Origin of the sequence: Sphingomonas sp. 37zxx, assembly GCF_000786205.1 — a bacterium.
Classification (GTDB): domain Bacteria; phylum Pseudomonadota; class Alphaproteobacteria; order Sphingomonadales; family Sphingomonadaceae; genus Sphingomonas.
The window spans coordinates 1-22,441 of the sequence record NZ_JROH01000054.1; the positions used below are offsets into that span (position 1 = coordinate 1).

General features: G+C 66.2%; 32 protein-coding genes and 2 pseudogenes. 23 read left to right on the plus strand and 11 right to left on the minus strand.

Annotated elements, in window-relative coordinates:
- Positions 1 to 220 (minus strand): annotated as a pseudogene (locus QU44_RS15000) (hypothetical protein); the annotation flags it as partial.
- Between the two features lie 120 nt (positions 221 to 340).
- On the opposite strand from QU44_RS15000, the gene QU44_RS15005 reads away from it, so the two are divergent.
- Complete coding sequence (locus QU44_RS15005; RefSeq protein WP_033923204.1) at positions 341 to 649, plus strand: hypothetical protein; 309 nt, start codon at positions 341 to 343, stop codon at positions 647 to 649.
- Positions 650 to 657: 8 nt separating this feature from the next.
- Here QU44_RS15005 and recN read toward each other — a convergent pair whose 3' ends face one another.
- Together recN and QU44_RS15015 are read right to left on the minus strand one after the other, a co-directional pair.
- Entirely contained in the window at positions 658 to 2,316 is a 1,659-nt protein-coding gene (gene recN / locus QU44_RS15010; RefSeq protein ID WP_033923205.1) for a DNA repair protein RecN, read from the minus strand.
- Positions 2,317 to 2,364: 48 nt separating this feature from the next.
- Positions 2,365 to 3,213: an outer membrane protein assembly factor BamD gene (locus QU44_RS15015; protein ID WP_081988091.1), complete on the minus strand. Its 849-nt coding sequence runs from the start codon at positions 3,211 to 3,213 to the stop codon at positions 2,365 to 2,367.
- 126 nt (positions 3,214 to 3,339) lie between these two features.
- Here QU44_RS15015 and QU44_RS15020 point away from each other — a divergent pair, with 126 nt between their 5' ends.
- Positions 3,340 to 4,167: a class I mannose-6-phosphate isomerase gene (locus QU44_RS15020; protein ID WP_033923207.1), complete on the plus strand. Its 828-nt coding sequence runs from the start codon at positions 3,340 to 3,342 to the stop codon at positions 4,165 to 4,167.
- Between the two features lie 53 nt (positions 4,168 to 4,220).
- On the opposite strand, the gene QU44_RS15025 is transcribed toward QU44_RS15020, so the two are convergent.
- Complete coding sequence (locus QU44_RS15025) at positions 4,221 to 4,442, minus strand: hypothetical protein (protein ID WP_033923208.1); 222 nt, start codon at positions 4,440 to 4,442, stop codon at positions 4,221 to 4,223.
- Between the two features lie 34 nt (positions 4,443 to 4,476).
- Complete coding sequence (locus QU44_RS15030) at positions 4,477 to 5,067, minus strand: SOUL family heme-binding protein (protein ID WP_033923209.1); 591 nt, start codon at positions 5,065 to 5,067, stop codon at positions 4,477 to 4,479.
- Positions 5,068 to 5,225: 158 nt separating this feature from the next.
- On the opposite strand from QU44_RS15030, the gene QU44_RS15035 reads away from it, so the two are divergent.
- The 8 genes from QU44_RS15035 (at position 5,226) to QU44_RS15070 (ending at position 9,629) form a co-directional block, all read left to right on the plus strand.
- The gene (locus QU44_RS15035; RefSeq protein WP_197054344.1) at positions 5,226 to 5,936 is read left to right on the plus strand and encodes a hypothetical protein; all 711 of its coding nucleotides are present in this window, start codon (positions 5,226 to 5,228) and stop codon (positions 5,934 to 5,936) included.
- Positions 5,937 to 5,981: 45 nt separating this feature from the next.
- Entirely contained in the window at positions 5,982 to 6,356 is a 375-nt protein-coding gene (gene crcB, locus QU44_RS15040) for a fluoride efflux transporter CrcB (RefSeq protein WP_231621764.1), read from the plus strand.
- Positions 6,353 to 7,486, plus strand: coding sequence for an RluA family pseudouridine synthase (locus QU44_RS15045; RefSeq protein WP_033923210.1), 1,134 nt, complete (start codon positions 6,353 to 6,355; stop codon positions 7,484 to 7,486). Before crcB ends, QU44_RS15045 begins: the two co-directional genes overlap by 4 nt.
- Positions 7,483 to 8,145 (plus strand): HAD-IA family hydrolase, encoded by a 663-nt coding sequence (locus QU44_RS15050; protein WP_033923211.1) that lies wholly within the window; start codon positions 7,483 to 7,485, stop codon positions 8,143 to 8,145. Before QU44_RS15045 ends, QU44_RS15050 begins: the two co-directional genes overlap by 4 nt.
- 7 nt (positions 8,146 to 8,152) lie before the next feature.
- Positions 8,153 to 8,374: a hypothetical protein gene (locus QU44_RS15055; protein ID WP_033923212.1), complete on the plus strand. Its 222-nt coding sequence runs from the start codon at positions 8,153 to 8,155 to the stop codon at positions 8,372 to 8,374.
- Positions 8,371 to 9,066, plus strand: a complete 696-nt coding sequence (locus tag QU44_RS15060; RefSeq protein WP_033923213.1) for an ATP12 family chaperone protein — start codon at positions 8,371 to 8,373, stop codon at positions 9,064 to 9,066. The genes QU44_RS15055 and QU44_RS15060 overlap by 4 nt, the downstream gene beginning before the upstream one ends.
- 117 nt (positions 9,067 to 9,183) lie before the next feature.
- A complete protein-coding gene (locus tag QU44_RS15065) occupies positions 9,184 to 9,375 on the plus strand; it encodes a hypothetical protein (RefSeq protein ID WP_033923215.1) in 192 nt (63 codons plus the stop codon).
- The gene (locus tag QU44_RS15070) at positions 9,375 to 9,629 is read left to right on the plus strand and encodes a hypothetical protein (RefSeq protein WP_052134923.1); all 255 of its coding nucleotides are present in this window, start codon (positions 9,375 to 9,377) and stop codon (positions 9,627 to 9,629) included. Before QU44_RS15065 ends, QU44_RS15070 begins: the two co-directional genes overlap by 1 nt.
- A 33-nt stretch (positions 9,630 to 9,662) precedes the next feature.
- On the opposite strand, the gene gmk is transcribed toward QU44_RS15070, so the two are convergent.
- From gmk to QU44_RS15095, 5 genes are all read right to left on the minus strand, one after another.
- The gene (gene gmk / locus QU44_RS15075; RefSeq protein WP_052134925.1) at positions 9,663 to 10,319 is read right to left on the minus strand and encodes a guanylate kinase; all 657 of its coding nucleotides are present in this window, start codon (positions 10,317 to 10,319) and stop codon (positions 9,663 to 9,665) included.
- Between the two features lie 47 nt (positions 10,320 to 10,366).
- Positions 10,367 to 10,567, minus strand: coding sequence for a hypothetical protein (locus QU44_RS15080; RefSeq protein ID WP_033923216.1), 201 nt, complete (start codon positions 10,565 to 10,567; stop codon positions 10,367 to 10,369).
- Positions 10,564 to 10,779 (minus strand): hypothetical protein, encoded by a 216-nt coding sequence (locus QU44_RS15085; RefSeq protein ID WP_033923217.1) that lies wholly within the window; start codon positions 10,777 to 10,779, stop codon positions 10,564 to 10,566. The genes QU44_RS15080 and QU44_RS15085 overlap by 4 nt, the downstream gene beginning before the upstream one ends.
- An 89-nt stretch (positions 10,780 to 10,868) precedes the next feature.
- Positions 10,869 to 12,260, minus strand: a complete 1,392-nt coding sequence (gene fumC, locus QU44_RS15090) for a class II fumarate hydratase (RefSeq protein WP_033923218.1) — start codon at positions 12,258 to 12,260, stop codon at positions 10,869 to 10,871.
- Between the two features lie 285 nt (positions 12,261 to 12,545).
- The gene (locus QU44_RS15095; RefSeq protein WP_033923219.1) at positions 12,546 to 13,028 is read right to left on the minus strand and encodes an SspB family protein; all 483 of its coding nucleotides are present in this window, start codon (positions 13,026 to 13,028) and stop codon (positions 12,546 to 12,548) included.
- A gap of 94 nt (positions 13,029 to 13,122) precedes the next feature.
- On the opposite strand from QU44_RS15095, the gene hisB reads away from it, so the two are divergent.
- The 10 genes and pseudogenes from hisB to QU44_RS15145 all read left to right on the plus strand — a co-directional run bounded on the left by hisB (position 13,123) and on the right by QU44_RS15145 (position 19,679).
- Entirely contained in the window at positions 13,123 to 13,710 is a 588-nt protein-coding gene (gene hisB, locus QU44_RS15100) for an imidazoleglycerol-phosphate dehydratase HisB (protein ID WP_033923221.1), read from the plus strand.
- Complete coding sequence (locus QU44_RS15105; protein WP_052134927.1) at positions 13,707 to 14,024, plus strand: YciI family protein; 318 nt, start codon at positions 13,707 to 13,709, stop codon at positions 14,022 to 14,024. Before hisB ends, QU44_RS15105 begins: the two co-directional genes overlap by 4 nt.
- Before the next feature lie 80 nt (positions 14,025 to 14,104).
- The gene (gene hisH, locus QU44_RS15110; RefSeq protein ID WP_052134929.1) at positions 14,105 to 14,743 is read left to right on the plus strand and encodes an imidazole glycerol phosphate synthase subunit HisH; all 639 of its coding nucleotides are present in this window, start codon (positions 14,105 to 14,107) and stop codon (positions 14,741 to 14,743) included.
- Entirely contained in the window at positions 14,731 to 15,507 is a 777-nt protein-coding gene (gene hisA / locus QU44_RS15115) for a 1-(5-phosphoribosyl)-5-[(5-phosphoribosylamino)methylideneamino]imidazole-4-carboxamide isomerase (RefSeq protein ID WP_052134931.1), read from the plus strand. The genes hisH and hisA overlap by 13 nt, the downstream gene beginning before the upstream one ends.
- Positions 15,508 to 15,574: 67 nt before the next feature.
- Positions 15,575 to 16,342, plus strand: coding sequence for an imidazole glycerol phosphate synthase subunit HisF (hisF, locus tag QU44_RS15120; protein ID WP_033923223.1), 768 nt, complete (start codon positions 15,575 to 15,577; stop codon positions 16,340 to 16,342).
- Positions 16,343 to 16,469: 127 nt separating this feature from the next.
- Complete coding sequence (locus QU44_RS15125) at positions 16,470 to 16,694, plus strand: PEP-CTERM sorting domain-containing protein (protein ID WP_033923224.1); 225 nt, start codon at positions 16,470 to 16,472, stop codon at positions 16,692 to 16,694.
- Positions 16,695 to 16,727: 33 nt separating this feature from the next.
- The gene (locus QU44_RS15130; protein WP_033923225.1) at positions 16,728 to 16,976 is read left to right on the plus strand and encodes a hypothetical protein; all 249 of its coding nucleotides are present in this window, start codon (positions 16,728 to 16,730) and stop codon (positions 16,974 to 16,976) included.
- Between the two features lie 31 nt (positions 16,977 to 17,007).
- Positions 17,008 to 17,328, plus strand: a pseudogene (locus tag QU44_RS18745) (phosphoribosyl-ATP diphosphatase); the annotation flags it as partial.
- Between the two features lie 218 nt (positions 17,329 to 17,546).
- The gene (locus QU44_RS15140; RefSeq protein ID WP_033923226.1) at positions 17,547 to 17,924 is read left to right on the plus strand and encodes a histidine triad nucleotide-binding protein; all 378 of its coding nucleotides are present in this window, start codon (positions 17,547 to 17,549) and stop codon (positions 17,922 to 17,924) included.
- Positions 17,925 to 18,122: 198 nt separating this feature from the next.
- Positions 18,123 to 19,679 (plus strand): amino acid permease, encoded by a 1,557-nt coding sequence (locus QU44_RS15145; RefSeq protein ID WP_033923227.1) that lies wholly within the window; start codon positions 18,123 to 18,125, stop codon positions 19,677 to 19,679.
- A gap of 166 nt (positions 19,680 to 19,845) precedes the next feature.
- Here QU44_RS15145 and QU44_RS15150 read toward each other — a convergent pair whose 3' ends face one another.
- Entirely contained in the window at positions 19,846 to 20,844 is a 999-nt protein-coding gene (locus tag QU44_RS15150; protein ID WP_033923229.1) for an adenosine kinase, read from the minus strand.
- 109 nt (positions 20,845 to 20,953) lie between these two features.
- Here QU44_RS15150 and QU44_RS15155 point away from each other — a divergent pair, with 109 nt between their 5' ends.
- Genes QU44_RS15155 through QU44_RS15165 form a run of 3 tightly spaced genes read left to right on the plus strand, consistent with a single transcriptional unit; the run spans position 20,954 to position 22,389 of the window.
- On the plus strand, positions 20,954 to 21,634 hold the full coding sequence (locus tag QU44_RS15155; RefSeq protein ID WP_033923230.1) for an EI24 domain-containing protein: 681 nt from the start codon (positions 20,954 to 20,956) through the stop codon (positions 21,632 to 21,634).
- Entirely contained in the window at positions 21,631 to 22,005 is a 375-nt protein-coding gene (locus tag QU44_RS15160) for a hypothetical protein (protein WP_033923231.1), read from the plus strand. Before QU44_RS15155 ends, QU44_RS15160 begins: the two co-directional genes overlap by 4 nt.
- 57 nt (positions 22,006 to 22,062) lie before the next feature.
- Entirely contained in the window at positions 22,063 to 22,389 is a 327-nt protein-coding gene (locus QU44_RS15165) for a PilZ domain-containing protein (protein WP_033923232.1), read from the plus strand.
- Positions 22,390 to 22,441: the final 52 nt, after the last annotated feature.

Below are 22,441 nucleotides of genomic sequence, written 5' to 3' on the forward strand. Positions count from 1 at the left end.
AACTCGTCGCGGCCCTCACCGGATGGATACTGCGGAACTGCGCCTGCAATTTTTTCGCCTCGGGCCGGGTCAGCGCGCCCTTTCGAATACCGGTTTCGATCCGCTGTTCGACCCGCGCCTGACGCGCGTTGATATTCTGCCACTGCTGGGCGCTGGCGGCGGCGGGCAGCGCCGATACGGCGATGGCAAGACCGGCGATCATCAGCGAAAACTTCTTCATCACGCTTTACTCCTTGGTGGCTGCCCCGTGCGGGGTAGAACCAACATATGGGCGCGCTTTGTCGCAGCCCGGTGGCGCGAAGGGCGGTTTTGTGTCGCGGAGTGTGGCAGAGTGGTGGCGATGGTTCAGGAAATGATGCCGCGCGAATCGCTCGAAGCCGCATGGCTGCGGCTGACGCGCGAGACCCTGCCCGCTGCCGCCGACTCGCGCGGCTGGCCGATCGTGCGGGATCATTGTTTCCAGCGGGTGCTGCTCGATGCTGCGACGGGGGGATGCTGGTATGACGCGATCAGCAGGCGGCCCGCCTATCGCCATGCCGCGCCCGAGATATTGGCAGCGGCAATCGCGCTGGGGGAGGCTGTGCTGGCGGGCGGCGCCGATCTGGTCGCGTTGAACCGCCAGTCACTGCGCTGGCGCGGCAAATTATAACGAAGACGTCAGGCGGTTTCGAGCAGCCGCTGGGCTTGTGCCCGCGCTTCGGGGGTGACTTCGGCACCAGACAGCATCCGCGCGATTTCCTCGCGGCGTTCGGCGGCGTCGAGCGGGGTGACGCCGGTGCGGGTGACGATGCCGTCGTGGCGCTTGGCGATGCGGTAATGGCGGCGACCGCGCGCGGCGACCTGCGGGCTGTGCGTCACCACCAGCACCTGGGTATGCGCCGCCAGCCGCGCCAGCCGCTCGCCGATCGCGCTGGCCACAGCGCCGCCGACGCCGCGGTCGATCTCGTCGAACACCAACGTGTTGGCCCCGCCCTCCTGCGCCAGTGCGACCTTCATCGCGAGGACGAAGCGCGAGAGTTCGCCGCCGCTGGCGATCTTCATCAGCGGGGCAAAGGGCGCGCCGGGATTGGTCGATACTTCGAATTCGATATGGTCGCGCCCCTCGGATGCCCAGCCTTCGGCAGAGGCGACCAAGGTGCGGAAGCGCGCGGCGTCGAGCTTGAGCGGCGCGAGTTCGCCCGCCACGCCGCGATCGAGCCGTTCAGCGGCGGCGCGGCGCGCCTGAGTCAGCGAATCGGCGGCGGCTTCGTAGCGTTTCGCCGCTTTGGCCACCGCGCGTTCGAGTCCCGCCATCCCAGCCTCGCCGCTTTCGAGCAGGACCAGCCGCGCCGCCAGTTCCTCGGTCAGCGCGGGCAGATCGTCGGGCTGGACCCGGTGCTTTCGCGCCATCGCCCGCAATTCGAACAGCCGCGTTTCATCGGCGTCGAGCGCATTGGGATCGAACGCCAGCGCGGCGGCGGCGGCGTCAACCTGCTCCTGCGCCTCTGCCCCTTCAACAATCGCGCGATCGACCGATGCCAGCGCTTCGGCGAGCTGTTCGTGATCTTCGGACACGCGCTCGAGGATTCGGGCGGCCTGACGCAGACGGGCAAGCGCACCGTCCGACCCCTCGAGCAGATCGGCGAGGCCCGAAAGGTCAGCGGCGACCCGCTCGCCGCGCTGCATCGTCGCGCGCCGATCGGCCAGGATCGCTTCCTCGCCGGGTTCGGCGGCGAGCGCGGCGAGTTCGCCAGCCGCATGTTCAAGCCATTCGCGGTCTCGCGCGGCGGTTTCCTGCTGTTCACGCGCCTGCGTCAGCGCGGTGTTGGCGGCGCGCCATTCGCGATGCGCGGCGGCGGCTTCGCTGGTGTCGATCCGCCCGAAGGCATCGAGCAGCGCGCGATGGCCTTTGGGATTCAGCAAGCCGCGATCGTCATGCTGGCCGTGGATTTCGACGAGGTGCTGGGCCAGTTCGCGCAACAACCCCGCCGATGCCGGCTGATCGTTGACGAAGGCGCGGCTGCCGCCATCGGCCTTGACGATCCGGCGGATCAGCAATGGTTCGCCGGGTTCAAGGTCGAGGCCATTGTCTGCGAACAGCGCCGCGACGGGGCCATCGGCGGTGGGGGTTTCAAAAGTGGCGGTGACCACCGACTGCGCCGCGCCGTGGCGCACCAGCCCGCTATCGCCGCGCGCGCCCAGCGCCAGCCCCAGCGCATCGAGCAGGATCGACTTGCCCGCGCCGGTTTCGCCGGTGAGCACGCCGAGCCCGGCGGTGAAATCGAGGTCGAGCGCCTCGATCAGCACGACGTCGCGGATGGAAAGGGCGGTCAGCATATCAACCCCGCCTTCGCGCGAACGACGGCTAAAACCAAGTGCTATCGCTCAACTGGTCGGCGCAGCGGCGGTCTCGGCAGCGGGAGCGCCAGGGGCGGCAACGCTTGCCGGCACTGGCACCGGGCCATATTCGTTCGCCAGCTTATAGGCGCGCTCATACCATTCGGTGCCGGGATAGTTCGCGCCGAGCACCGCCGCTGCCTTCCTGGCTTCTTCGCGCAGGCCAAGGTTCAGATAGCTTTCGGTGAGCCGCATCAGCGCCTCGGGCGTGTGCGTGGTCATCTGATATTGGTCGATGACGCTGCGATAGCGCATCGACGCCGCCAGCCATTGCCCGCGCCGGCCATAGAAACGGCCGATCTCCATCTCCTTGCCCGCCAGATGATCGCGGACCAGGTCGATCTTGAGCCGCGCATCGGCGGCGTAGCGGGTGTTGGGATAGCGGCGCGACAATTCGCCGAGCGAATCGAGCGCCTGCTGGGTGATCTTCTGATCGCGGGTGACGTCGGTAACCTGCTCGTAATAGCTGAGCGCGATCAGATAATAGGCATAGGGCGCGTCGCGATTGCCCGGATGCACCTGCAGGAAGCGCTGCGACGACTGGATCGATTCGGTGTAATCCTGGTTCAGATAATAAGCGAAGGCGCCCATCAGCTGCGCGCGGCGCGCCCAGACCGAATAGGGATGCTGGCGCTCGACCTCGTCGAACAGCGCGGCGGCCTGCTTATACTGGCCGCGATCGAGCCGGGTCTTGGCAGCGGTATAGAGCGTGCCGACGTCGCGCGCGACATAGGCGGTGTCGACCTTTGCCTTGTTTCCGCCCGCACAACCGGCGGTGGCGAGGGCGGCGGCGGTGAGGGCGACCGCGGCGATCGGGCGGAACTGAGGTGTACGCATGGCGTCTCCATACCCGAGGGGAAGCCACCCTAACAATAGCTTTCGCTCAACGCCTGCAAAGCCTAGCGCGATGGCCGCGATGCCGCCAAAAGCGGCAGGATACTGCGCCCGAATCTGGAGACCATCATGCCCGCCACGTTGCTTGCCACTCACCGCGTCGAAAAGCCCTGGGGCCGTCACACGCTGTGGCCGGGTTTCGCCGATCCTGCGCCCGGCGGCGAGCCGGTAGGCGAAGTGTGGTTCCAGCAGCCGGGCGACACCAGCCCCGACCTGTTGATCAAATATCTGTTCACCAGCGAGAAATTGTCGGTGCAGGTTCACCCCAATGACGAACAGGCGCAGGCGCGCGGACTGCCGCGTGGCAAGGACGAATGCTGGGTGATCCTGGCCGCCGAACCCGATTCGACGATCGCGCTGGGCACGCTGGAGCCGATGACCCAGGACGCGCTGCGCGCCGCGTCGATCGACGGGTCGATCGAGCATCTGCTCGACTGGAAGCCGGTGAAGGCGGGCGATTTCTTTTATTCGGGGTCGAACACGATTCATGCGATCGGCGCGGGCATCACGCTGATCGAAGTGCAGCAGAATTCGGAGACGACCTATCGGCTGTATGATTATGGCCGCCCGCGCGAACTGCATCTGGAGGACGGGGTCGCGGTGAGCGATCCGGTGCCGTACCAAGCCTATCCCTCGCCGGGCGAAGTCGAGGCGGGCCGCGAAGTCCTGGTCGAAGGACCGAAGTTCGTGATGGAGCGCTGGAGCGGCGGCGGCGACCGTTCGGTCACGGTGCCCGGTGGCGAAACCGGCTGGCTGGTGCCGATCCGTGGGCATGGATCGGTCGACGGCGTCGCGTGGAAAGCGGGGGAGTGCGTGTCGATCGAGGGGACCGGCGAATTGACGGCGTCGGCCGATGCCGATCTGCTGTTCGCCTATCCGGGCACGCAGCGCGCCTGATTATAGCGGGGTGCCCGGCGCGATCCGCCGGGCACCCTGCCCCCCAAGGGTAATCAGAAAATACCGCCGCCCAGGAACAGGCGGAACATCGCGAACAGCATCAGCACCAGATTGAAATTGCGTCCGCCATTGCTCGACGACATCGCGCCGACGCCGGTGCCGAGCACCAGGAACAACAGCACGATCCACAGCGACCAGCCGAGGAACGGGATGGTCCCGATCAGGATGAAGGGGATGGTCGTCAGACCGATGAGGATCGAAAGAATGTTCAGCATAGCGCCCCTGTTATAGTATAGTAATACACCGCATTCAACCGCCAACCAACGGGATCAGCACTTCGTTGCGGCGAAGCGGCCCGGGCACGAACGGTGCGTCGTAAAAGCCATATTCGGGCGGCCCTGCAACCTTGTGCGCATTGTCGTCGATCCAGGCGCGCAGATCGGCCTCATGCTTGGCCAGCATCGCGTCATCGGGTGCGCCGTTGAAGCGGATCGCGGCGATCCGGCGCGACGGCAGGGTTTCGAGCGTCACGTCATTCGCGGGCATCGGCAAATCGGCGCGGCCATAGCGCGAGGGCATCACGAACCGGGTGCGCCAGCCGCCCGATCCGCCATTGTCCGACAGCACCGGCGCGGTCATCGCGATCTTTTCGCCGGTGCGCGACTGGGCAAAGATATAGTCGGCAAGCGTCTGGAACCCCTTGTTCAGCGCACGCTCGCGAAGGCCGGGCTTTACCGTGGTCGCGACCAGCAAGGCGGGGTAATCGCGCACCTCGATCGCGCCATCGCGCTGCACCAGCGTGTAATCGGGGGTTTCGGGGCGGTTACGCAACAGTGCAAGTCCGCCGATCGCCGCCGCCAGCACCAGGCCGCCGCCAATCCATTTCGTGCGCTGTCCCATCTTCTTCTCCAATCAACGGCCCCGACGCGAACGCCGGTGGGGATGCCAGGTTCCTGGCGGCGATCATCGCCTTATTATTTGCCATGGCGTCGCCGCGGTAGCTGCATCTTAACCCTGCCCAAGCGATCGACAGATATGCCGTGGAAAAATGCGCCATGATGGCCCGACCCTACCAGATTGCCGTGCTTGGCGCATGCGTGCTGGTCGCGGCATGTGGCGATGGCGGCGCGCAGGGCAACAGCGCCGCGATGCAGCTTGACGGCGACGCCATCGACCCGGCGGTGATGGAGGCGCTGGGCGATCCGATCATGATCGATCCGCTGCTGACCGCGCAGGCCGATCGCGATTCGGTTCGCCCGCCGCCCCGCCCCTATTCGGGCGCATTGCCGCAGGACGCGGTGGCGACGGGGACCAGCCTGCCCGCGGGCGAAAAGCTGCTGCGCGCGCCTGCCCCGGTCGAACAGCGCAACCCCGCCGCGCGCGAATCGATCACGCTGGAGGCGCTCGCCGCGCGGCAATTCGGCCCGGCCTGCGCGGCGAAACTGCGCTATTCGGCGGGCTGGGCGAACCGCCTGCCCGCAGCGACGCCGCTGCATCCCGATGCGCGGGTGATCGAGGCGGCGGGGGTGCAAGGCGATGGCTGTGCGCTTCGCGCGGTGGGCTTTTACGCCGCGCAGCCGCTGCAGGCGATGCTCGACTGGCACTATACCCAGGCGCGCCGGGCGGGATATACCGTCGAGCATCGGAGCGATGAAGGCGTTCATTTGCTGACCGGCACGCGCGGACCGGCGGCATTTGCGGCGTATCTTGCCGAGCGCGGCGATGGCGGCAGCGATGTCGAGATGATCGTCAGCGACGGCGGCGCTTGAGCGCCTGCCATTTCCTTGCGCGCCGATCCGCGCTACCGGGCGCGTATGTCTTATCTTCTTGTCATGGCGGGCGGCGCGATTGGCGCTGCTGCGCGGCATCTCGTCGGCCGCTTCACGCTCGCCTGGTTCGGTCCCAATTATCCCTTTGGCACGCTGGCGGTGAACCTGCTCGGCGGGCTGGCGATGGGGCTGTTGTTCGGCTTGCTCGCCCGGATCGGCGAGGGTAGCGAACAGGTGCGGCTGTTCGTCGGCGTCGGGGTGCTGGGCGGGTTCACGACGTTTTCGGCATTTTCGCTCGATACGATGCTGATGCTCGAACGCGGCGAGATGGTGCCGGCGCTGGGCTATGTGGTGCTGTCGGTCGCGGGTTCGATCGCTACCTTGGCCTTGGGCCTGTCGATCGCGAGGGCGACGGCATGAGCGATACGCCTGAAATGCTCCCCGATTCGGCACCCGAATCCGCCAATGTCCGCCAGTTCATCGTCCATGCCGAGGATGACGGCATCCGGCTCGATCGCTGGTTCAAGCGGCATCTGCCCGACACCAGCTTCAACCTGGTCTCGCGCTGGGCGCGCACCGGCCAGCTTCGCGTCGATGGCGCGCGGGCGACGCCGGGCGACCGGGTGCTCTCGGGCCAGGCGATCCGGGTGCCGCCGGCCGATCCCGCCCGCCCGGCCGCGCCGCGCGCCACGCCGCAGCGGGTTGCACTGACGCCCGAGGAGGAAGCCTTTGCGCGAAGCATGGTCATCCACATGGACGAACAGGCGCTGGTGCTCAACAAGCCACCGGGCCTGGCGACGCAGGGCGGCACCAAGACCAACGAGCATGTCGACCGGCTGCTCGACGGGCTGTGGTACGAGCATGAGGGCCGGCCCAAATTGGTCCACCGGCTCGACAAGGACACGTCGGGCGCGCTGCTGATCGCGCGGACGGCGCGGGCGGCGACATTGTTCGCCAAGAATTTCTCGAACCGCAGCGCCAAGAAGATTTACTGGGCGCTGGTGGTGGGCGTGCCCGAAATCCATGACGGCGTGATCGAACTGCCGCTGGCCAAGCAGCCGGGATCGGGCGGCGAGAAAATGCATGTCGACGAGGAAGAAGGCGCACCCGCCAAGACGCGCTATCGCGTGATCGAGCGCGCGGGCAATCGCGCCGCCTGGGTCGAATTACAGCCCTATACCGGGCGGACGCATCAGTTGCGCGTCCATCTGGCGGCGATCGGCCATCCGATCGTTGGCGACGGCAAATATGGCGGGCAGGAAGCGTTTCTGACCGGCGGCATCTCGCGCAAGATGCACCTGCATGCACGGCGGATTCGGATCGACCATCCCGAGGGCGGCAAGCTCGACGTCACCGCCCCGCTGCCGACACATATCGCCGAGAGCATCGACATGCTGGGCTTTGATGTCTCGAAGGGCGATGTGCTGATCGACAGCGGCCCGCCGCCCTCGACCCGCGAGGAAAAGAAGCAGAAGGCGCGCACCCACGCCAAGAATTTGCGCAAGGAACGCCGCGGCGAGCGGCGGGGCCGCGGGGCCGAGAGCAAATGAACCGGCTGGCGCTGTTCGACTGCGACGGCACCTTGGTCGATAGCCAGGCCAATATCTGCCTGGCGATGGAGCATTGTTTCGACGTCCATGCGCTGACCCCGCCCGATCGCCACGCCATCCGGCGGATCGTGGGGCTTAGCCTGGTCGAGGCGATCGGCATCCTGCTACCGCAGGGTGACGAGACGCTGCACCGCGCGATGGCCGATGATTACAAGCTGTGCTTCCAGAAGCTGCGGAGCACCGGCGGGTTGATGCCCGAGCCGCTGTTCGACGGGATCGCCGAGGCGATCGATACGCTCGATGCCGCCGGCTGGGTGCTGGGCGTGGCGACGGGCAAGTCCGATCGCGGGCTGAAGCTGTTGCTGGCGCATCATGGGCTGACCGAGCGTTTCGTGACGTTGCAGACCGCCGATCGCCACCCGTCAAAGCCCGATCCGGCAATGGCCGCCGCCGCGATTGCCGAAGCAGGCGCTTCGCCCGAAACGACGGTGATGATCGGCGATACCAGTTTCGACATGGAGATGGCGGTGGCCGCGCTGGCGCATCCGCTGGGGGTAAGCTGGGGCTATCATACGCCTGAGGAGCTGACCGACGCGGGGGCGGCGCATGTTGCGAGCCATGCGCGCGATCTGGCTCCCTATCTCGCGAACAGGGTGTGAGGCAGCGATGACCGAACCACATGATCCCGCGATGACGCGCTATTTCCTGATGGTGGCGGCGCGGATCGTGCCGGTGGCGGGCGCATTGTTCGGGCTGGTGCTGTTGGGGCGCGCGGTGACGACGCCCGATCGTATCCTGGGGCTGGCGATCGTGCTGGCTGCGATCTTCGTCATGGCCACCCTGCCCCGCGCGCTGGCGCGGCGCTGGCGGACGCCGCCTGCACCATGAAGCGGTTCTGGCGCGACGTCGCGATGGTCGAGCAGGCGGGCGGATGGGGCATCACGCTGGACGAACGCCCGGTGCGCACCCCCGGCCGGGTGCCGCTGCTGGTGCAGACCCCGGCGCTGGGCGAAGCGATCGCCGCCGAATGGCGCGCGGTGGAAAGCGACATTGATCCGCGCATGATGCCGCTGACCGGGCTTGCCAATGCCGCGATCGACCGGGTCGCGCCCGATGCCGCCACCTTCGCGCAAGGATTGGCAGCCTATGGCGCGAGCGACCTGCTTTGCTACCGCGCCGAATCGCCCGAACCGCTGATAGATCGCCAGCGCGCGGCATGGGACCCGGCGCTCGATTGGGCGCGCGGGCGCTTTGACGTGCATTTCACCCTGACCGCAGGGGTGATGCCGGTGACTCAGCCCGCCGCCACGCTCGAACGGCTTAGCGACGCGATCACCGCGCGCGCGCCGTTCGAGCTTGCGCCGCTGTCGGTGGTAGTGACGATCACCGGATCGCTGGTGCTGGCGCTGGCGCTGGTCGAGGGCGCGGCCGATGCCGACAGCGTCTGGACCGCGGCGAATATCGACGAGGATTGGCAGATCGAATTGTGGGGCGAGGACAGCCTGGCCACGCAATCGCGCGCGGTTCGCACCGTCGAATATGCCGGCGCAATCGCTTTTCTGCGCCTGCATAATAGCTGATCGGTTCGAAGCGCTCGCAAAATCGGGCATGGGCGCCTATATCATCGATATCGCACTACCCAGCCCAAGCGCAGGTGCGACCGAGAGACGTGCGCTCCCGCTTGATGAGGAGCCGTCATGCCCTTTTCCGACGAAGCCGGATATTTCGGTCGGCGCGCGATTGCATCGCGGCTCGCCAGTGACTCCGCTGCCGACAGCGGCGCACGGATCGCGCATTCAAAGCTAGCGATCCGCTATCAACATTTATCCGATCGCCACGGCTCCGCCGATGCGAACGCTAATCCGACTAACGAAGAAGGGCATATCTGATGGACCCCACGCGCACCCAATATCAAAGCAAGGACCTCCCCACCTCGCGCGCACTGCACGTCAGCGTCACCAGCGCCGAAGTGACCGCGATGTGCGCCAAGCACAAATGCACGATCAGCGCGATCGAAGCACTGGCATCGGGCGGCACGCGCGTCGTCATGATGAATGGCGACGACGCGGCGGTGATCCGCAAGGCCTATGGCAAGAAGGTGCTGTCCGGCCCGGTCACGCGCACCCGCTGGTTGCAGACCTGAACCGATACCATGCGGCAGGCGACCGGCGGTCGCTTACGTCGTTTTGAGCATGTGGCGGATGAAGCCGATCAAGCCGGTCTGGCGTGATCGCTTCAGCCGCTCGGCGGCCAGGATGGTGCGAACGCTTTCGAAGCATTTTTCGACATCGTCATTCACCAGCACATAGTCATAGCCGTCCCAATGGCTGACTTCGCCCGCAGCGCGGCCCATCCGCGCATCGATGACTTCCACCGAATCGGTCGCACGATTGAGCAGCCGCTGGTGCAATTCCTCCATCGACGGCGGCAGGATGAACACCCGCACCACATCGCCGCCGGCGATCTGGAATAATTGCTGCGCGCCCTGCCAATCAATGTCGAACAGCACGTCGCGGCCCGAGGCGAGAATCTCGTCCACCTGCGCGCGCGGGGTGCCATAGCGATGATCAAATACATGCGCCCATTCGAGGAACGCATGATCGGCGACCATTTCGCGAAATCCCTCGAGATCGACGAAATGATAGTCGCGCCCGTCGACCTCTCCCGGCCTGATCGGGCGGGTGGTAGCCGATACCGACATCTTCAGATCGGGGTCGGCGGCGAGCAATTTACGGGCGATGGTCGATTTGCCTGCACCCGATGGGGATGACAGGACAAATAATACACCACGGCGCTTCAGGCCATGCGGGTCGGATTCGGTCGTGTGCGGCATGGTCGCCTTTGGGACGCCCACGCCGCCTGCGTCAAGTCGGGCCTGAATTACAGCGGGCGCTTTGGCCCCTTGCGACGGTCATATGCCTTTTTGGCAACATAGGCACCGCCCAATACCATGCCGAACGGCCCCATGCGGCGAAGCACGCTGGCGGCGACCAGCCCGATCGCTGCGCCCTTCATCCCGCCCGATCCATCGCGGCGATCGATTTCACGCCCGACCAATGCACCGATAATGCTGCGAATCATGCTTGTTCCTCCGATCCTGTGACAGCGTCGAACGCCATGCCGATGCCATATAGGACCGCCCAGCCGATTGCGTAGGTGGCGACGATGGGGATCGCGACCTTGAGCATATTCGCGCCGATCGCGCCGATGATGGCGCCGTCGCCGACGCCGTCGTCGCCGCTCATCCCGTCAATTGCCGCGCCGACCAGCGCGCCGATGGTAGTTGCACCCATGATGATTTCCTTCCCGCGTTTCTGGGAGGGAGAACCCGGATCGGGGCGCGGGGTTCCATCTTGGCATTCCTCCCCGTGCCGGGGAGGAATTATCGACCGACCATGTCTTCGGGGCGGACCAGGCGATCGAAGGTGGCTTCATCGACCAGCCCCAGCGCCAGCCCGGCCGCTTTCAGCGTCAGCCCTTGTTCGTGCGCGTGCTTGGCGATTTTCGCCGCGGCATCATAGCCGATCTCGGGCGCGAGCGCGGTCACCAGCATCAGCGAGCGATCGACCAGTTCGGCGATTCGGGCTTCATTGGCCTCAAGCCCCTCGACACAGCGCTGCGAAAAGCTCGCCATGCCGACGCCGAGCAGATCGATCGAGCGCAGCACCGCCGCGCCGATCAGCGGCTTGAACACGTTCAGTTCGAGATGCCCCTGCAGCCCGCCGACGGTTACCGCCATGTGATTGCCGATTACTTGCCCCGCGACCATCGTCAGCATCTCGCACTGGGTGGGGTTGACCTTGCCCGGCATGATCGAACTGCCGGGTTCGTTGGCGGGCAGGTCGATCTCGCCAAGGCCCGAACGCGGGCCGCTGCCGAGCAAGCGGATGTCGTTGGCGATCTTGGTCAGCGCGACCGCCAGCGTGTTGAGCGCGCCCGAGAGGTGGACCAGCGCATCGTTCGACGCCAGCGCCTCGAACTTGTTGGGCGCTGGGACGAAGGGCAGTCCAGTGAGCGCCGCCAGTTCGTTGGCCATCGACTGGTCGAAATGCTTGGGCGCGTTCAGCCCGGTGCCGACCGCGGTGCCGCCCTGCGCCAGCTTCATCACGCCATGCGCGACGGCTTCCTCGATCCGGTTGCGGCAGGCGTTGAGTTGCGCGGCATAGCCCGAAAATTCCTGGCCCAGCGTGAGCGGGGTCGCGTCCTGCAAATGGGTGCGGCCGATCTTGACGATGCCGTCCCATTCCTTTGCCTTGGCGGTGATCGCGGTGGCCAGCCGATCAAGCGCGGGGAAGAGATGATCATAGGCAGCGCGCGCGGCGGCGACGTGGAGCGCCGTCGGGAAACTGTCGTTCGACGACTGGCCGCGATTGACGTCGTCATTGGGGTGCACCGGCTGCTTGCCGCCGCGATGGCCGCTGAGGATTTCGTTCGCGCGCCCGGCGATCACCTCGTTGACGTTCATATTGGTCTGGGTGCCGCTGCCGGTCTGCCAGATCACCAGCGGGAACTGCGCGTCATGCGTGCCCGCGACAATCTCGGTCGCCGCCTGCTCGATCGCATCGACTTTTGCGCGGTCGAGGCCGTGGTGGCGGTTCACCCGCGCGGCGGCGTGCTTCACCAGCGCCATCGCATGAACGATGCCGAGCGGCATCCGCTCCTGCGCGCCAAAGGGGAAATTCTCGATCGAACGCTGGGTCTGCGCGCCCCAATAGGCGTCGGCGGGAACATCGATCGCGCCGATCGAGTCGGTTTCTTGGCGGGTTTGGGTCATGCGGTCCTCGATGGGGGAAAGGCTTGTGCCTCACAACCATCGGTGCCCCGAAGTCGATCCGGGTGGGCGCGTGAGACACTAGCCATGCGCGGAGTGGCGATGGCGACCGGCTCGCATGGATGCCGGGTCGAGCCCGGCATGACGGTTTCGGGGACGGCCCACCCCCTCGTCACCCCGGACTTGATCCGGGGTCCAGGCGATGCGCTGCAACTGGCGGGGCGCTGGTGGCGACCCGCTCGCGCGGATGCCGGGTCGCAGCCGGCATGATGAAAGCGGCGGTTCGGCTTATTTCTTGCGCTTGAAATCCACCGCGACGACGTTCGAGCCGTCCTCGATCGGCTTGGCATCGACGGGGTCGTTTTCGGCTGGTTCGTGCGGCTCGGGGCCGTCGGGTTCTTCGGCGGCCTGGAAGCGCAGCTCGAAATTGACTGCGGGGTCGTGGAAGCCGGTGATCGCCGAGAATGGAATCACCAGCATCGATGGCACCTGACCGAAGCTCAAGCCCACTGAAAAGCGATTGTCGTCGACCGTCAGATCCCAATAGCGATGCTGGATGACGATCGTCATTTCATCGGGAAAGCGCTCGCGCAGCCGCTGCGGGATGTCGACGCCGGGGGCGGTGGTCTTGAAGGTGATGTAGAAATGATGTTCGCCGGGCAGGCCGCCCGACGACGCAACCGATCCGAGCACGCGGCCGACCACGGCGCGAAGGGCTTCCTGCACGATTTCGTCATAAGGAATCATGCTGTCTGGTGTGGTACCGGTCATGTTCCCTTTGCTAGAGCGAAATGGCGGGGGGTCAAGCCGGGGGCGTGCCGGGGGAGTGATTGCATGGGGCGCGCGACGCGCTATGTGCCCATCCATGCGCACCGCCCATATATCAAGAAACACGTCCGAAACCTCGATCGACGTCGCGGTGAACCTCGACGGCACCGGGGTGTACGACATTTCGACCGGCATCGGTTTTTTCGACCACATGCTCGAGCAGCTTTCACGCCATTCGCTGATCGACATCGAATTGCACGCCAAGGGCGACCTGCATATCGACCAGCATCACACCGTCGAGGATTCGGCGCTGGCGCTGGGCGAGGCGGTGGCAAAGGCGCTGGCCGACAAGCGCGGCATCCGCCGCTATGCCGATGCGCTGTCGCCGATGGACGAGGCGCTGGTGCGCGTCGCGGTCGATATTTCGGGCCGACCCTGGCTGGTGTGGAAGACCGCCTTCACCCAGACGCGGCTGGGCGAGATGGATACCGAATTGTTCCAGCACTGGTTCCACAGCTTCGCACAGACCGCCGGGCTGACGCTGCACGTCGAGACGCTGTACGGCGAGAACAACCACCACATCATTGAGGCGGCGTATAAGGGCCTGGCCCGCGCGCTGCGCGAAGCCGTCGAGATCGACCCGCGCAAGGCCGATACCATCCCATCGACCAAGGGCACGCTATGAGCGAGACGATGATCCGCCCCGGCGCGCCGATGTGCCTGGTGCTGCTGCGGTATGTCGCAGAACTGGCCGAGGTGGACGCCCACCGGCCCGCGCATGTCGATTGGCTGGCGCAGGGAATCGAGCAGGGTGTGGTCGTGCTGGCCGGGCGACAGACCCCGCCGACCGGCGGTGTGCTGCTGTTTCACGGCGAACGCGAGGCGGTGGCGGCGCTGGCGGCGAGCGATCCGTTCGTGATCGCCGGAGTCGCGACGTTCGAGCTAGTGGCCTTTACCGCGACCCTGGCGGCGGCGGGGATGGCGGGAGTGTTCGAGTGAGGGGCGCTTCTGCTCCCCTCCCGCCTGCGGGAGGGGTCGGGGGTGGGAACGCATCCTCCACGAGCCCGGCGCTTCGTGACATGCCCACCCCCAGCCCCTCCCGCAGGCGGGAGGGGGGCAAGGTCGCCCTTATCGATTGCGGCGCGGGCAATCTGCATTCGGTGCATAACGCACTGAAAGCCGCCGGTGCGAGCGACATCGCGCTCACCGCCGATCCCGACGTCATCCGCCGCGCCGATCGGATCGTGCTGCCCGGCGTCGGCGCGTTCGCGGCTTGCGCGGATGGCTTGCGCGCGCTGCCGGGCATGGTCGAGGCGATCGAGGAGCGGGCGCTGCGTGGCGGCGTGCCGTTCCTTGGCATTTGCGTCGGCATGCAATTAATGGCGACCACCGGCGAGGAAATGGGCGTCCATGCCGGGCTTGGCTGGATCGAGGGGAGCGTGCGGCTGCTGCCCGATTCGCCCGACGTGCGCGTGCCGCATATGGGCTGGAACGACGTGATGCCGACCCACGCGCATCCGCTGATCGAACCCGGCGAGGCCTATTTCCTGCATAGCTATGCGTTCGACGGTGCCGATGTGCTCGCCACTACGCAGCATGGCGGGCCGGTGACCGCGGCGATCGGGCGCGACAATCTGATCGGTATCCAGTTCCACCCCGAAAAGAGCCAGCGCTATGGCATCGCGCTGCTCGAGAGGTTTCTTGCATGGCGTCCCTGATGATTTTCCCCGCGATCGACCTGAAGGCGGGCCAGGTCGTCCGGCTGGCCGAGGGCGATATGGACCGTGCGACGGTATATGGCGACGATCCGGCGGCGCAGGCACGCGCCTTTGCCGATGCCGGGGCGGATCATCTGCATGTCGTCGATCTCGATGGCGCATTCGCCGGCGGATCGGTGAATGGCGATGCGGTGCGCGGCGTGGTCGCGGCGTTTCCGGGGCGGGTCCAATTGGGTGGCGGCATTCGTGACATGGCGGCGGTCGAGGGCTGGCTGAAGCTTGGCGTTGCGCGGGTGGTGATCGGCACCGCCGCGCTGAAAGACCCTGATTTTGTGCGAGCAGCGGCGGCGGCGCATCCGGGGCGGATCGTCGTCGCGGTCGATGCGCGCGACGGCATGGTCGCGACCGCTGGCTGGGCCGATGTGTCCGACGTCACCGTCGTCGATCTGGCGCGACGATTCGAGGATGCGGGGGTGGCGGCATTGCTGTTCACCGATGTCGGGCGCGACGGGATGCTGAAAGGCTGCAATGTCGAGGCGACGGTGGCACTGGCGCGCGCGGTGGCGATTCCGGTGATCGCCAGCGGCGGGGTCGCGGGGATCGAGGACATTGCGGCGCTGGTGGGGCATGTCGGCGACGGCATTGAAGGGGTGATTACCGGGCGGGCGCTGTATGATGGCAGGCTCGATCTGAGCGCGGCGATTGCGATGGCCAGCCAATCTCCCTCTCCCCTCTGGGGAGAGGGCCGGGGAGAGGGGCAGTGAGCCTACGCATGCGGTTTCGCACAGCCCCTCTCCCAACCCTCTCCCCAAAGGGGAGAGGGCTCTTGTCATGACCGTTCGCGCTCGCGTCATCCCCTGTCTCGACGTCGCCAATGGCCGCGTCGTCAAGGGCGTTAATTTCGTCGACCTGCGCGATGCGGGCGATCCGGTCGAGCAGGCGCGCGCCTATGATGCTGCCGGGGCGGATGAACTCTGCTTTCTCGACATCACCGCCAGCCATGAGGCGCGGGGCACGATCCTCGACGTGGTGCGGCGCACTGCCGAGGTTTGCTTCATGCCGCTCACCGTCGGCGGCGGGGTGCGATCGGCCGAGGATGCACGCGCGCTGCTGCTGGCGGGGGCGGATAAGGTCGCGGTCAATTCGGCGGCGGTGTCGCGGCCCGAAGTCGTCTCCGACATCGCGGCCCGCTTCGGTAGCCAGTGCGTCGTCGCCTCGGTCGATGCGCGGCGAAGCGGCGATGGGTGGGAAGTGTTCACGCATGGCGGGCGCAAGGCGACGGGAATCGATGCGGTCGAACATGCGGTTCGCCTGGCCGAACTGGGCGCTGGCGAATTGCTGATCACGTCGATGGATCGCGACGGCACGCGCGGCGGCTATGACCTCGACCTGATCCGCGCCATCGCGCAGCGGGTGCGGGTGCCGGTGGTGGCGAGCGGCGGCGTCGGCGGGCTTGACGATCTGGTCGCGGGCATCCGCCACGGCGGCGCGAGCGCGGTGCTGGCCGCCTCGATCTTCCATTTCGGCGAAGCGAGCATTGCCGACGCGCATGCGGCGCTGGCGGCGGCGGGGATTGCGGTGCGCCGGCCTGTCGGTTGATTTGACAGTAACCATATCGCGACAGCCGGGCTTAACCGTATAAGTCTCGCTGCGCCGGGACATTATCGCCGCTGGCACCATTCTTGCTGCGCTCAAGCCATCGATGATGCGTAGTAGAGGCCGGACGATGAAGATGTTGAGCAAATGTGCCATCGCGATTGCGATGCTGGCGGCGCCCGTGGCGGCGAATGCCTATAGCAAGCCGCCAAGCTATCCACCGTCGCATGGCGGCCCTGGCGGCGGCGGCGGCAAGCCCACCCCGGTTCCCGAGCCCGAAGCGATGCTGTTGTTCGGTGCCGGCATCGCGGGCGTGTTCGCCGCGCGCCGGGTGCGGCGCAACCGCCGGGGTTAATCATTTGGCGTGAAACGGGTGGTAAGGCGGGGCATGGATCTGCTGCGCCTTGCCATCCTCATGCTGTTTGCCGCTCCCGGTTTTGCCGCGCATACCGGGGTAACGCGGCGCAACGGGTTTTCGCTGTCCGACGCGGCGATCTTCGGGATCGTCGTCGCCGGTCTGTGGCTGGCGCAGCGCGCGATGCGGCGGCGGCATCGCCGGGCCGACGAAGCGCGCGCGGGCGGAAACGCTCACGAGGCCGGAAACGCTCGCGAGGCCGGAAACCTGCGCAAGGATTGACACCCCGCACGGTGCGCGCGAAGTCCGGCGCATGGCCTTTACCGACCCACTCGACGCGCTCGAAGCCGTCATCCGCAGCCGGCGCGGCACCGATCCGGGCGCAAGCTATACCGCATCGTTGTTCGCCAAGGGGCGTCCCAAAATCGCACAGAAACTGGGCGAGGAAGCCGTCGAGGCGGTGATCGCGGCGGTGCGTGGCGACCGCGCCGAGCTGATCGGCGAAGCTGCCGATGTGCTGTTCCATTTGCTGGTGGTGCTGGTCGATGCCGGGCTGACCCTGGACGATGTCCGCGCCGAGCTTTCCAAGCGCGAGGGCGTATCGGGGCTGGTGGAGAAGGCTGCGCGGCCAAAGGCGGCGGCGGTTGCGGTCGCGGAGCCGGTGGAGGTGCCCGTCGCGGTGCCGGTGGCCGAACCGGTCGCGGAATCGCCGGTGGCCGAACCCGTACCGGCTTCGTCGCCTCTCCCGCTGTCGGGGGGAAGCGCGACGGGGGCCAAGCACGATAGTAACAAGGCGAGCGATCGGGAACAGGCCCTCCCCCGACCCCTCCCGCAAGCGGGAGGGGGGTTCTGATGCCGATCGACGCGACACAGCCCTATGACGACGGCAATATCTTTGCCCGCATCCTGCGCGGCGAAATCCCGGCAACCAAGGTGTATGAGGACGAACACGCCCTCGCCTTTCGCGACATCAACCCGCAGGCGCCCTATCATGTGCTGGTGATCCCCAAGGGGCGCTATGTCTCATGGGATGATTTCAGCGCCGGTGCCGACGACGCCGCGATTGCGGGCTTTGTCCGCGCGGTAGGGCTGGTCGCGCGGCAGGCCGGGCTGGTGGAGCCGGGATACCGGCTGCTCGCCAATATCGGCCAGGACGCGCACCAGGAGGTGCCGCATCTGCATGTGCATATTTTCGCCGGGCGGAAACTGGGGCCGATGCTGGCGGGGTGAGCTTCTTCTCCCCTCCCGCGACGCAGGAGGGGGGAAGAGCTTACAGGCCCTTACCCTTCCGCCACGCGGGAGAGGGGCTTTGGTTACCGCATTGCGACAAGAGGGATTGCACGGGGCGTATTAGCCACTAGGCTCGCGCCTTTCTTGGATCGGACGACACGGCAAGGGCCGGTCGTCACCCTTGGGGGAAATAGCTTCATGAAGTTTGGGCGCGTAAAGCCACTCGACGCCATTTTGGCGACGGCGAAAGCCAAATCGCTTGAGCCTACCCTTGGCTGGTTCCAGCTGACGCTGTTCGGCATCGGCTGTGTCATCGGCACGGGCATTTTCGTTCTGACCTCTGCGGGCGCGCAAAAGGCCGGACCGGGCTTGATGCTCGCCTTCGCCATCGCTGGCCTGATCTGCATCGTCGCGGCGCTTTGCTATGCCGAGATCGCAGCGATGATCCCGGTCGCGGGGTCGGCCTATACCTATACCTATTCGGTGATGGGCGAATTGCTCGCCTGGACGGTCGGCTGGGCGTTGGTGCTCGAATATGCCGTTGCCGCCAGCGCGGTCGCGGTGGGGTGGTCGGGATATTTCTCGGGGACCATTCTCAACCAGTTTTTCGGGATACAATTGCCGGCATGGCTGGCGGGTGGTCCGCTGGCGCTGGGCGGCGTTCCCGGCGGGTTGATCAACCTGCCCGCGGTGGTGATCGCCGGGCTGGTCACCTGGCTGCTGATGATCGGCACCAATGAATCGGCCAAGGTCAATGCGGTGCTGGTGGCGATCAAGGTCACCGCGCTCACGGTCTTCATCGTGCTGACGCTGCCGGCGTCGGAGATGGCCAATTTCAATCCGTTCCTGCCCGCCGGCGTGTTCGGCGGCTTCGGGTCGGGTGTCGGTGCCGTCGGTGCGGCGGCAACGATCTTCTTTGCCTATGTCGGTTTCGACGCGGTTTCGACTGCGGCGGAGGAAACCAAAGACCCGCAGCGCAACGTGCCGATCGGCCTGATCGGGTCGCTGGGTTTCTGCACCGTCTTCTACATTCTGGTCGCAGCCGGTGCGATCGGCACGATCGGTGGCCAGCCGATCATGGGTCCGGGCGGCGTCCCCTTCCCGGCTGGGTCAGAAGCGTTGGCGCAGCAATGCGTGCTGCCGCAATATAGCGAAATGCTGGTCTGCTCGAACGAAGCGCTGGCGCATGTGCTGCGGATGATCGGCTTTTCGACCGTCGGCAACCTGCTTGGCATCGCCGCTTTCGTTGCGCTGCCGTCGGTGATCCTGATCCTGCTGTTCGGCCAGACACGCATCTTCTTCGTGATGTCGCGCGACGGCTTGCTGCCTGAGAGCCTGTCGAAGATCCACCCGAAGTGGAAGACGCCGTATATCGTGACGGCGATCACTGGCGCAGTTGTTGCCTTTGCGGCGGCGTTCCTGCCGGTGGGGCAGCTTGCCGACATCGCCAATGCCGGCACGCTCTATGCCTTTATGATGGTCGCGATCGCGGTGATGATGTTGCGCAAGACCGAGGCAACCCGCGAGCGCAAGTTCCGGGTGCCGGCACTGTGGTTCGTGGGTCCGGCGACGATCGCGGGCTGTATCTTCCTGTTCGCGAACCTGCCGTTCGAGGCGATGATCGTCTTGCCGGCATGGGGCGCGATCGGGCTCGTGATCTATTACCTCTATGGCTATAAATCGAGCCATCTGGGCAAAGGGATCGTGACCGTCGTCGATCTCGACAACGACCCGGCGCATACCCCGCATCCCTGAGGACACGGGACTGACCAAATGAAAAAGGCCGGGGAGCGATCCCCGGCCTTTTTTGTGTTCTCGAAGACGCCGAATGCAATCAGGACCGGCCCGATTGGGGCAAAGTCCTTCGATACGGGCCTTCGCCTTCGCTCAGTCCCTACTCAGGACGAACGGCATTTAGCGCTCACCCCAGCTTGGCGTCGATCATTGCCTGCAGGTCGACCTCGGGGCGCGCGCCGTAATGCGAGATGATCTCGGCGGCGCACAGTGCGCCCATCCGCAGCGAGGTCTGGACATCGCGGCCCTGTGCCTGGCCGCGCAGGAAGCCGGCGGCGAACAGATCGCCAGCGCCCGTGGTGTCGACCACGCGCGCGATCGGTTCAGCAGCAACCGCGAAGCGCTCGCCATCCTTCACCGCGATCGCGCCATGCTCGCTGCGCGTCACCACCAGCAGCGGCACCTGTGCCGCTGCCTTGGCGACCGCGCCTTCGAAATCTTCGGTCTCGCACAGCGCAAGCAGCTCGTTTTCGTTGGCGAACAGGATGTCGATCAGCCCATCGGCCATCAACTGGCGGAAATCATCGCCATGGCGCGAGATGCAGAATACGTCCGACAGCGTGAAGGCGACACGGCGACCCGCCGCGCGGGCGATGTCGATACCGGCGCGCATCGCCTGGCGGGGTTCTTCGGGATCCCACAAATAGCCTTCAAGATAGAGGATCGCGCCGGCCTCGATCAGCGCGCGGTCGAGCGCGGCTTCGGGCAGGAACTGCGATGCACCCAGGAAGGTGTTCATCGTGCGCTGGCCATCGGGGGTGACGAAGATCAGGCAGCGCGCGGTGGTCGGCTCGCCGGCGCGGACGCTGGTGTCGAAGCGGATGCCCGCCGAGCGGATGTCGTGCGCGAAGACTTCGCCCAGCTGATCGTCGGCGACCTGGCCGATAAAGCCGCATTTGCCGCCAAGCGCCGCGATCCCGGCAACGGTGTTCGCCGCCGATCCGCCCGATACTTCGCGCCCCGGCCCCATCTTGGCATACAGCGCATCGGCCTCGGCGGGCGAGAACATGAGCTGCATCGAGCCTTTGGCCATGCCCTGTTCGGCGATGAAGGCGTCGTCGGCTTGGCTGAGAATGTCGACAATGGCGTTGCCGATGGCAACGACGTCCAGCGTGGGTTCGGTCACATGGGTCTCCGGGAAGAATGTTGCTCCGCGCGTATCGTTCAAGCGCGCGCTTGACCACCCCCGACGCGGCGCTTCGACAAGCGCGGCACGATGCGCCTATGCAGGGCAGATGATCCGTGCCCTTACCCTGTCGCTCGCGCAACTGACCGACCCGCCGATATTGCGCGTCTTTGCCAAATCCTTCGCAGTCACGCTGATCCTGTTCGCGCTGCTCAGCGCTGCGTTCTGGGCGGTCGCCCGCGCGGTTGCCGGGTGGCTGGGCGCGGGGGCCGGATGGCAGGAGCTTGCCGGGTTCATCGCGGTGCTGCTGGCGATCGGCGGGGCGTGGCTGTTGTTCCGCGCGGTGGCGATCGCGGTGGTGGGGGTGTTTGCCGACGAAGTGGTCGAGGCGGTCGAGCGGCGGCATTATCCGCAGGCGGTGACCAGCGCCAAGCCGGTGCCGTTTGCGCGCGGGCTGGCGATGGGACTGGGATCGGCGAGCCGAACGGTGCTGGTCAATCTGGTGCTGGTGCCGGTCTATCTCGCGCTGCTGGTGACCGGGATCGGCTCCGCCATCCTGTTCTTCCTGGTCAATGGCTGGCTGCTGGGGCGCGACCTGGGCGACATGGTGGCGGCGCGGCACATGCCCAAAGCGGCGATGCGCGATTGGCGTGCGACCACCGGTGTCCGCCGGTTCATGCTGGGGCTGGTCGGCACCGGGCTGCTTGTCGTACCGGTTGCCAATATCCTCGCGCCCGTCGTGGCGGCGGCGATGGCGACGCATTGGTATCACGGAAGGAAACGCGCATGAGGGCAGCATTGGCGATACTGGCGGGCGGGCTGTTGGCCAGCGCCTGCGCCAGCGTGCCCGCGCCGGTCGCGGGGACCGCGCCGCCGCCGCCGGTTGTCACCTATTCGGCGGTGGGGCTTGAGCGGGTGCTCGGCCAGAACGAAAACGCGCTGGTGGGCTTGCTGGGGACACCCGATGCCGAAGTGAGCGAAGGCACCGGACGCAAGCTGCAATTCGCCAGCAGCATCTGCGTGCTCGATGCCTATCTCTACCCTCGCCCCGGCGGCGGGGTGCCGGTGGTGTCGCATGTCGATGCCCGCCAGCGCGACGGCCGGGCGATCGATCGCGCAAGCTGTGTCGCTGCGCTCACCCGGCGTTCGGGTGGTCGGTGAAACTGATTAATTGATATTTCAGCGTTTTGTGCCATGCAATCGTCTAGAAGGATATTTATGGCATCGCGCGCGAACCGATATCGACCCGTCGACCCCGCTTCATTCGATTGCCGCACCGCGCCGCGTCAGCGCGTCATTGTCACCCGCGCTACCGTGCGCCGGCATGGCGAAGAGGCTGTCGATGCCGAGTTGCAGGATCTGTCGATCTATGGCTGCCGCCTCGCGACCGATGCGGCGCAGATGGCGGGTGAGCGGCTGTGGCTTCGCTTCACCGGTTCGCTGCCGGTTGCGGCAACGGTGATCTGGTCCGATGGCGGCGTAGTGGGTTGCCGTTTCGACCAGCCGATCGCCAACAGCACCGCGCGTTCGCTGACGCTGGTATAATTACCCCCGCTTTCACGGCTGCTCTAACAGGCTGCTGAAAAATCCCACGGTT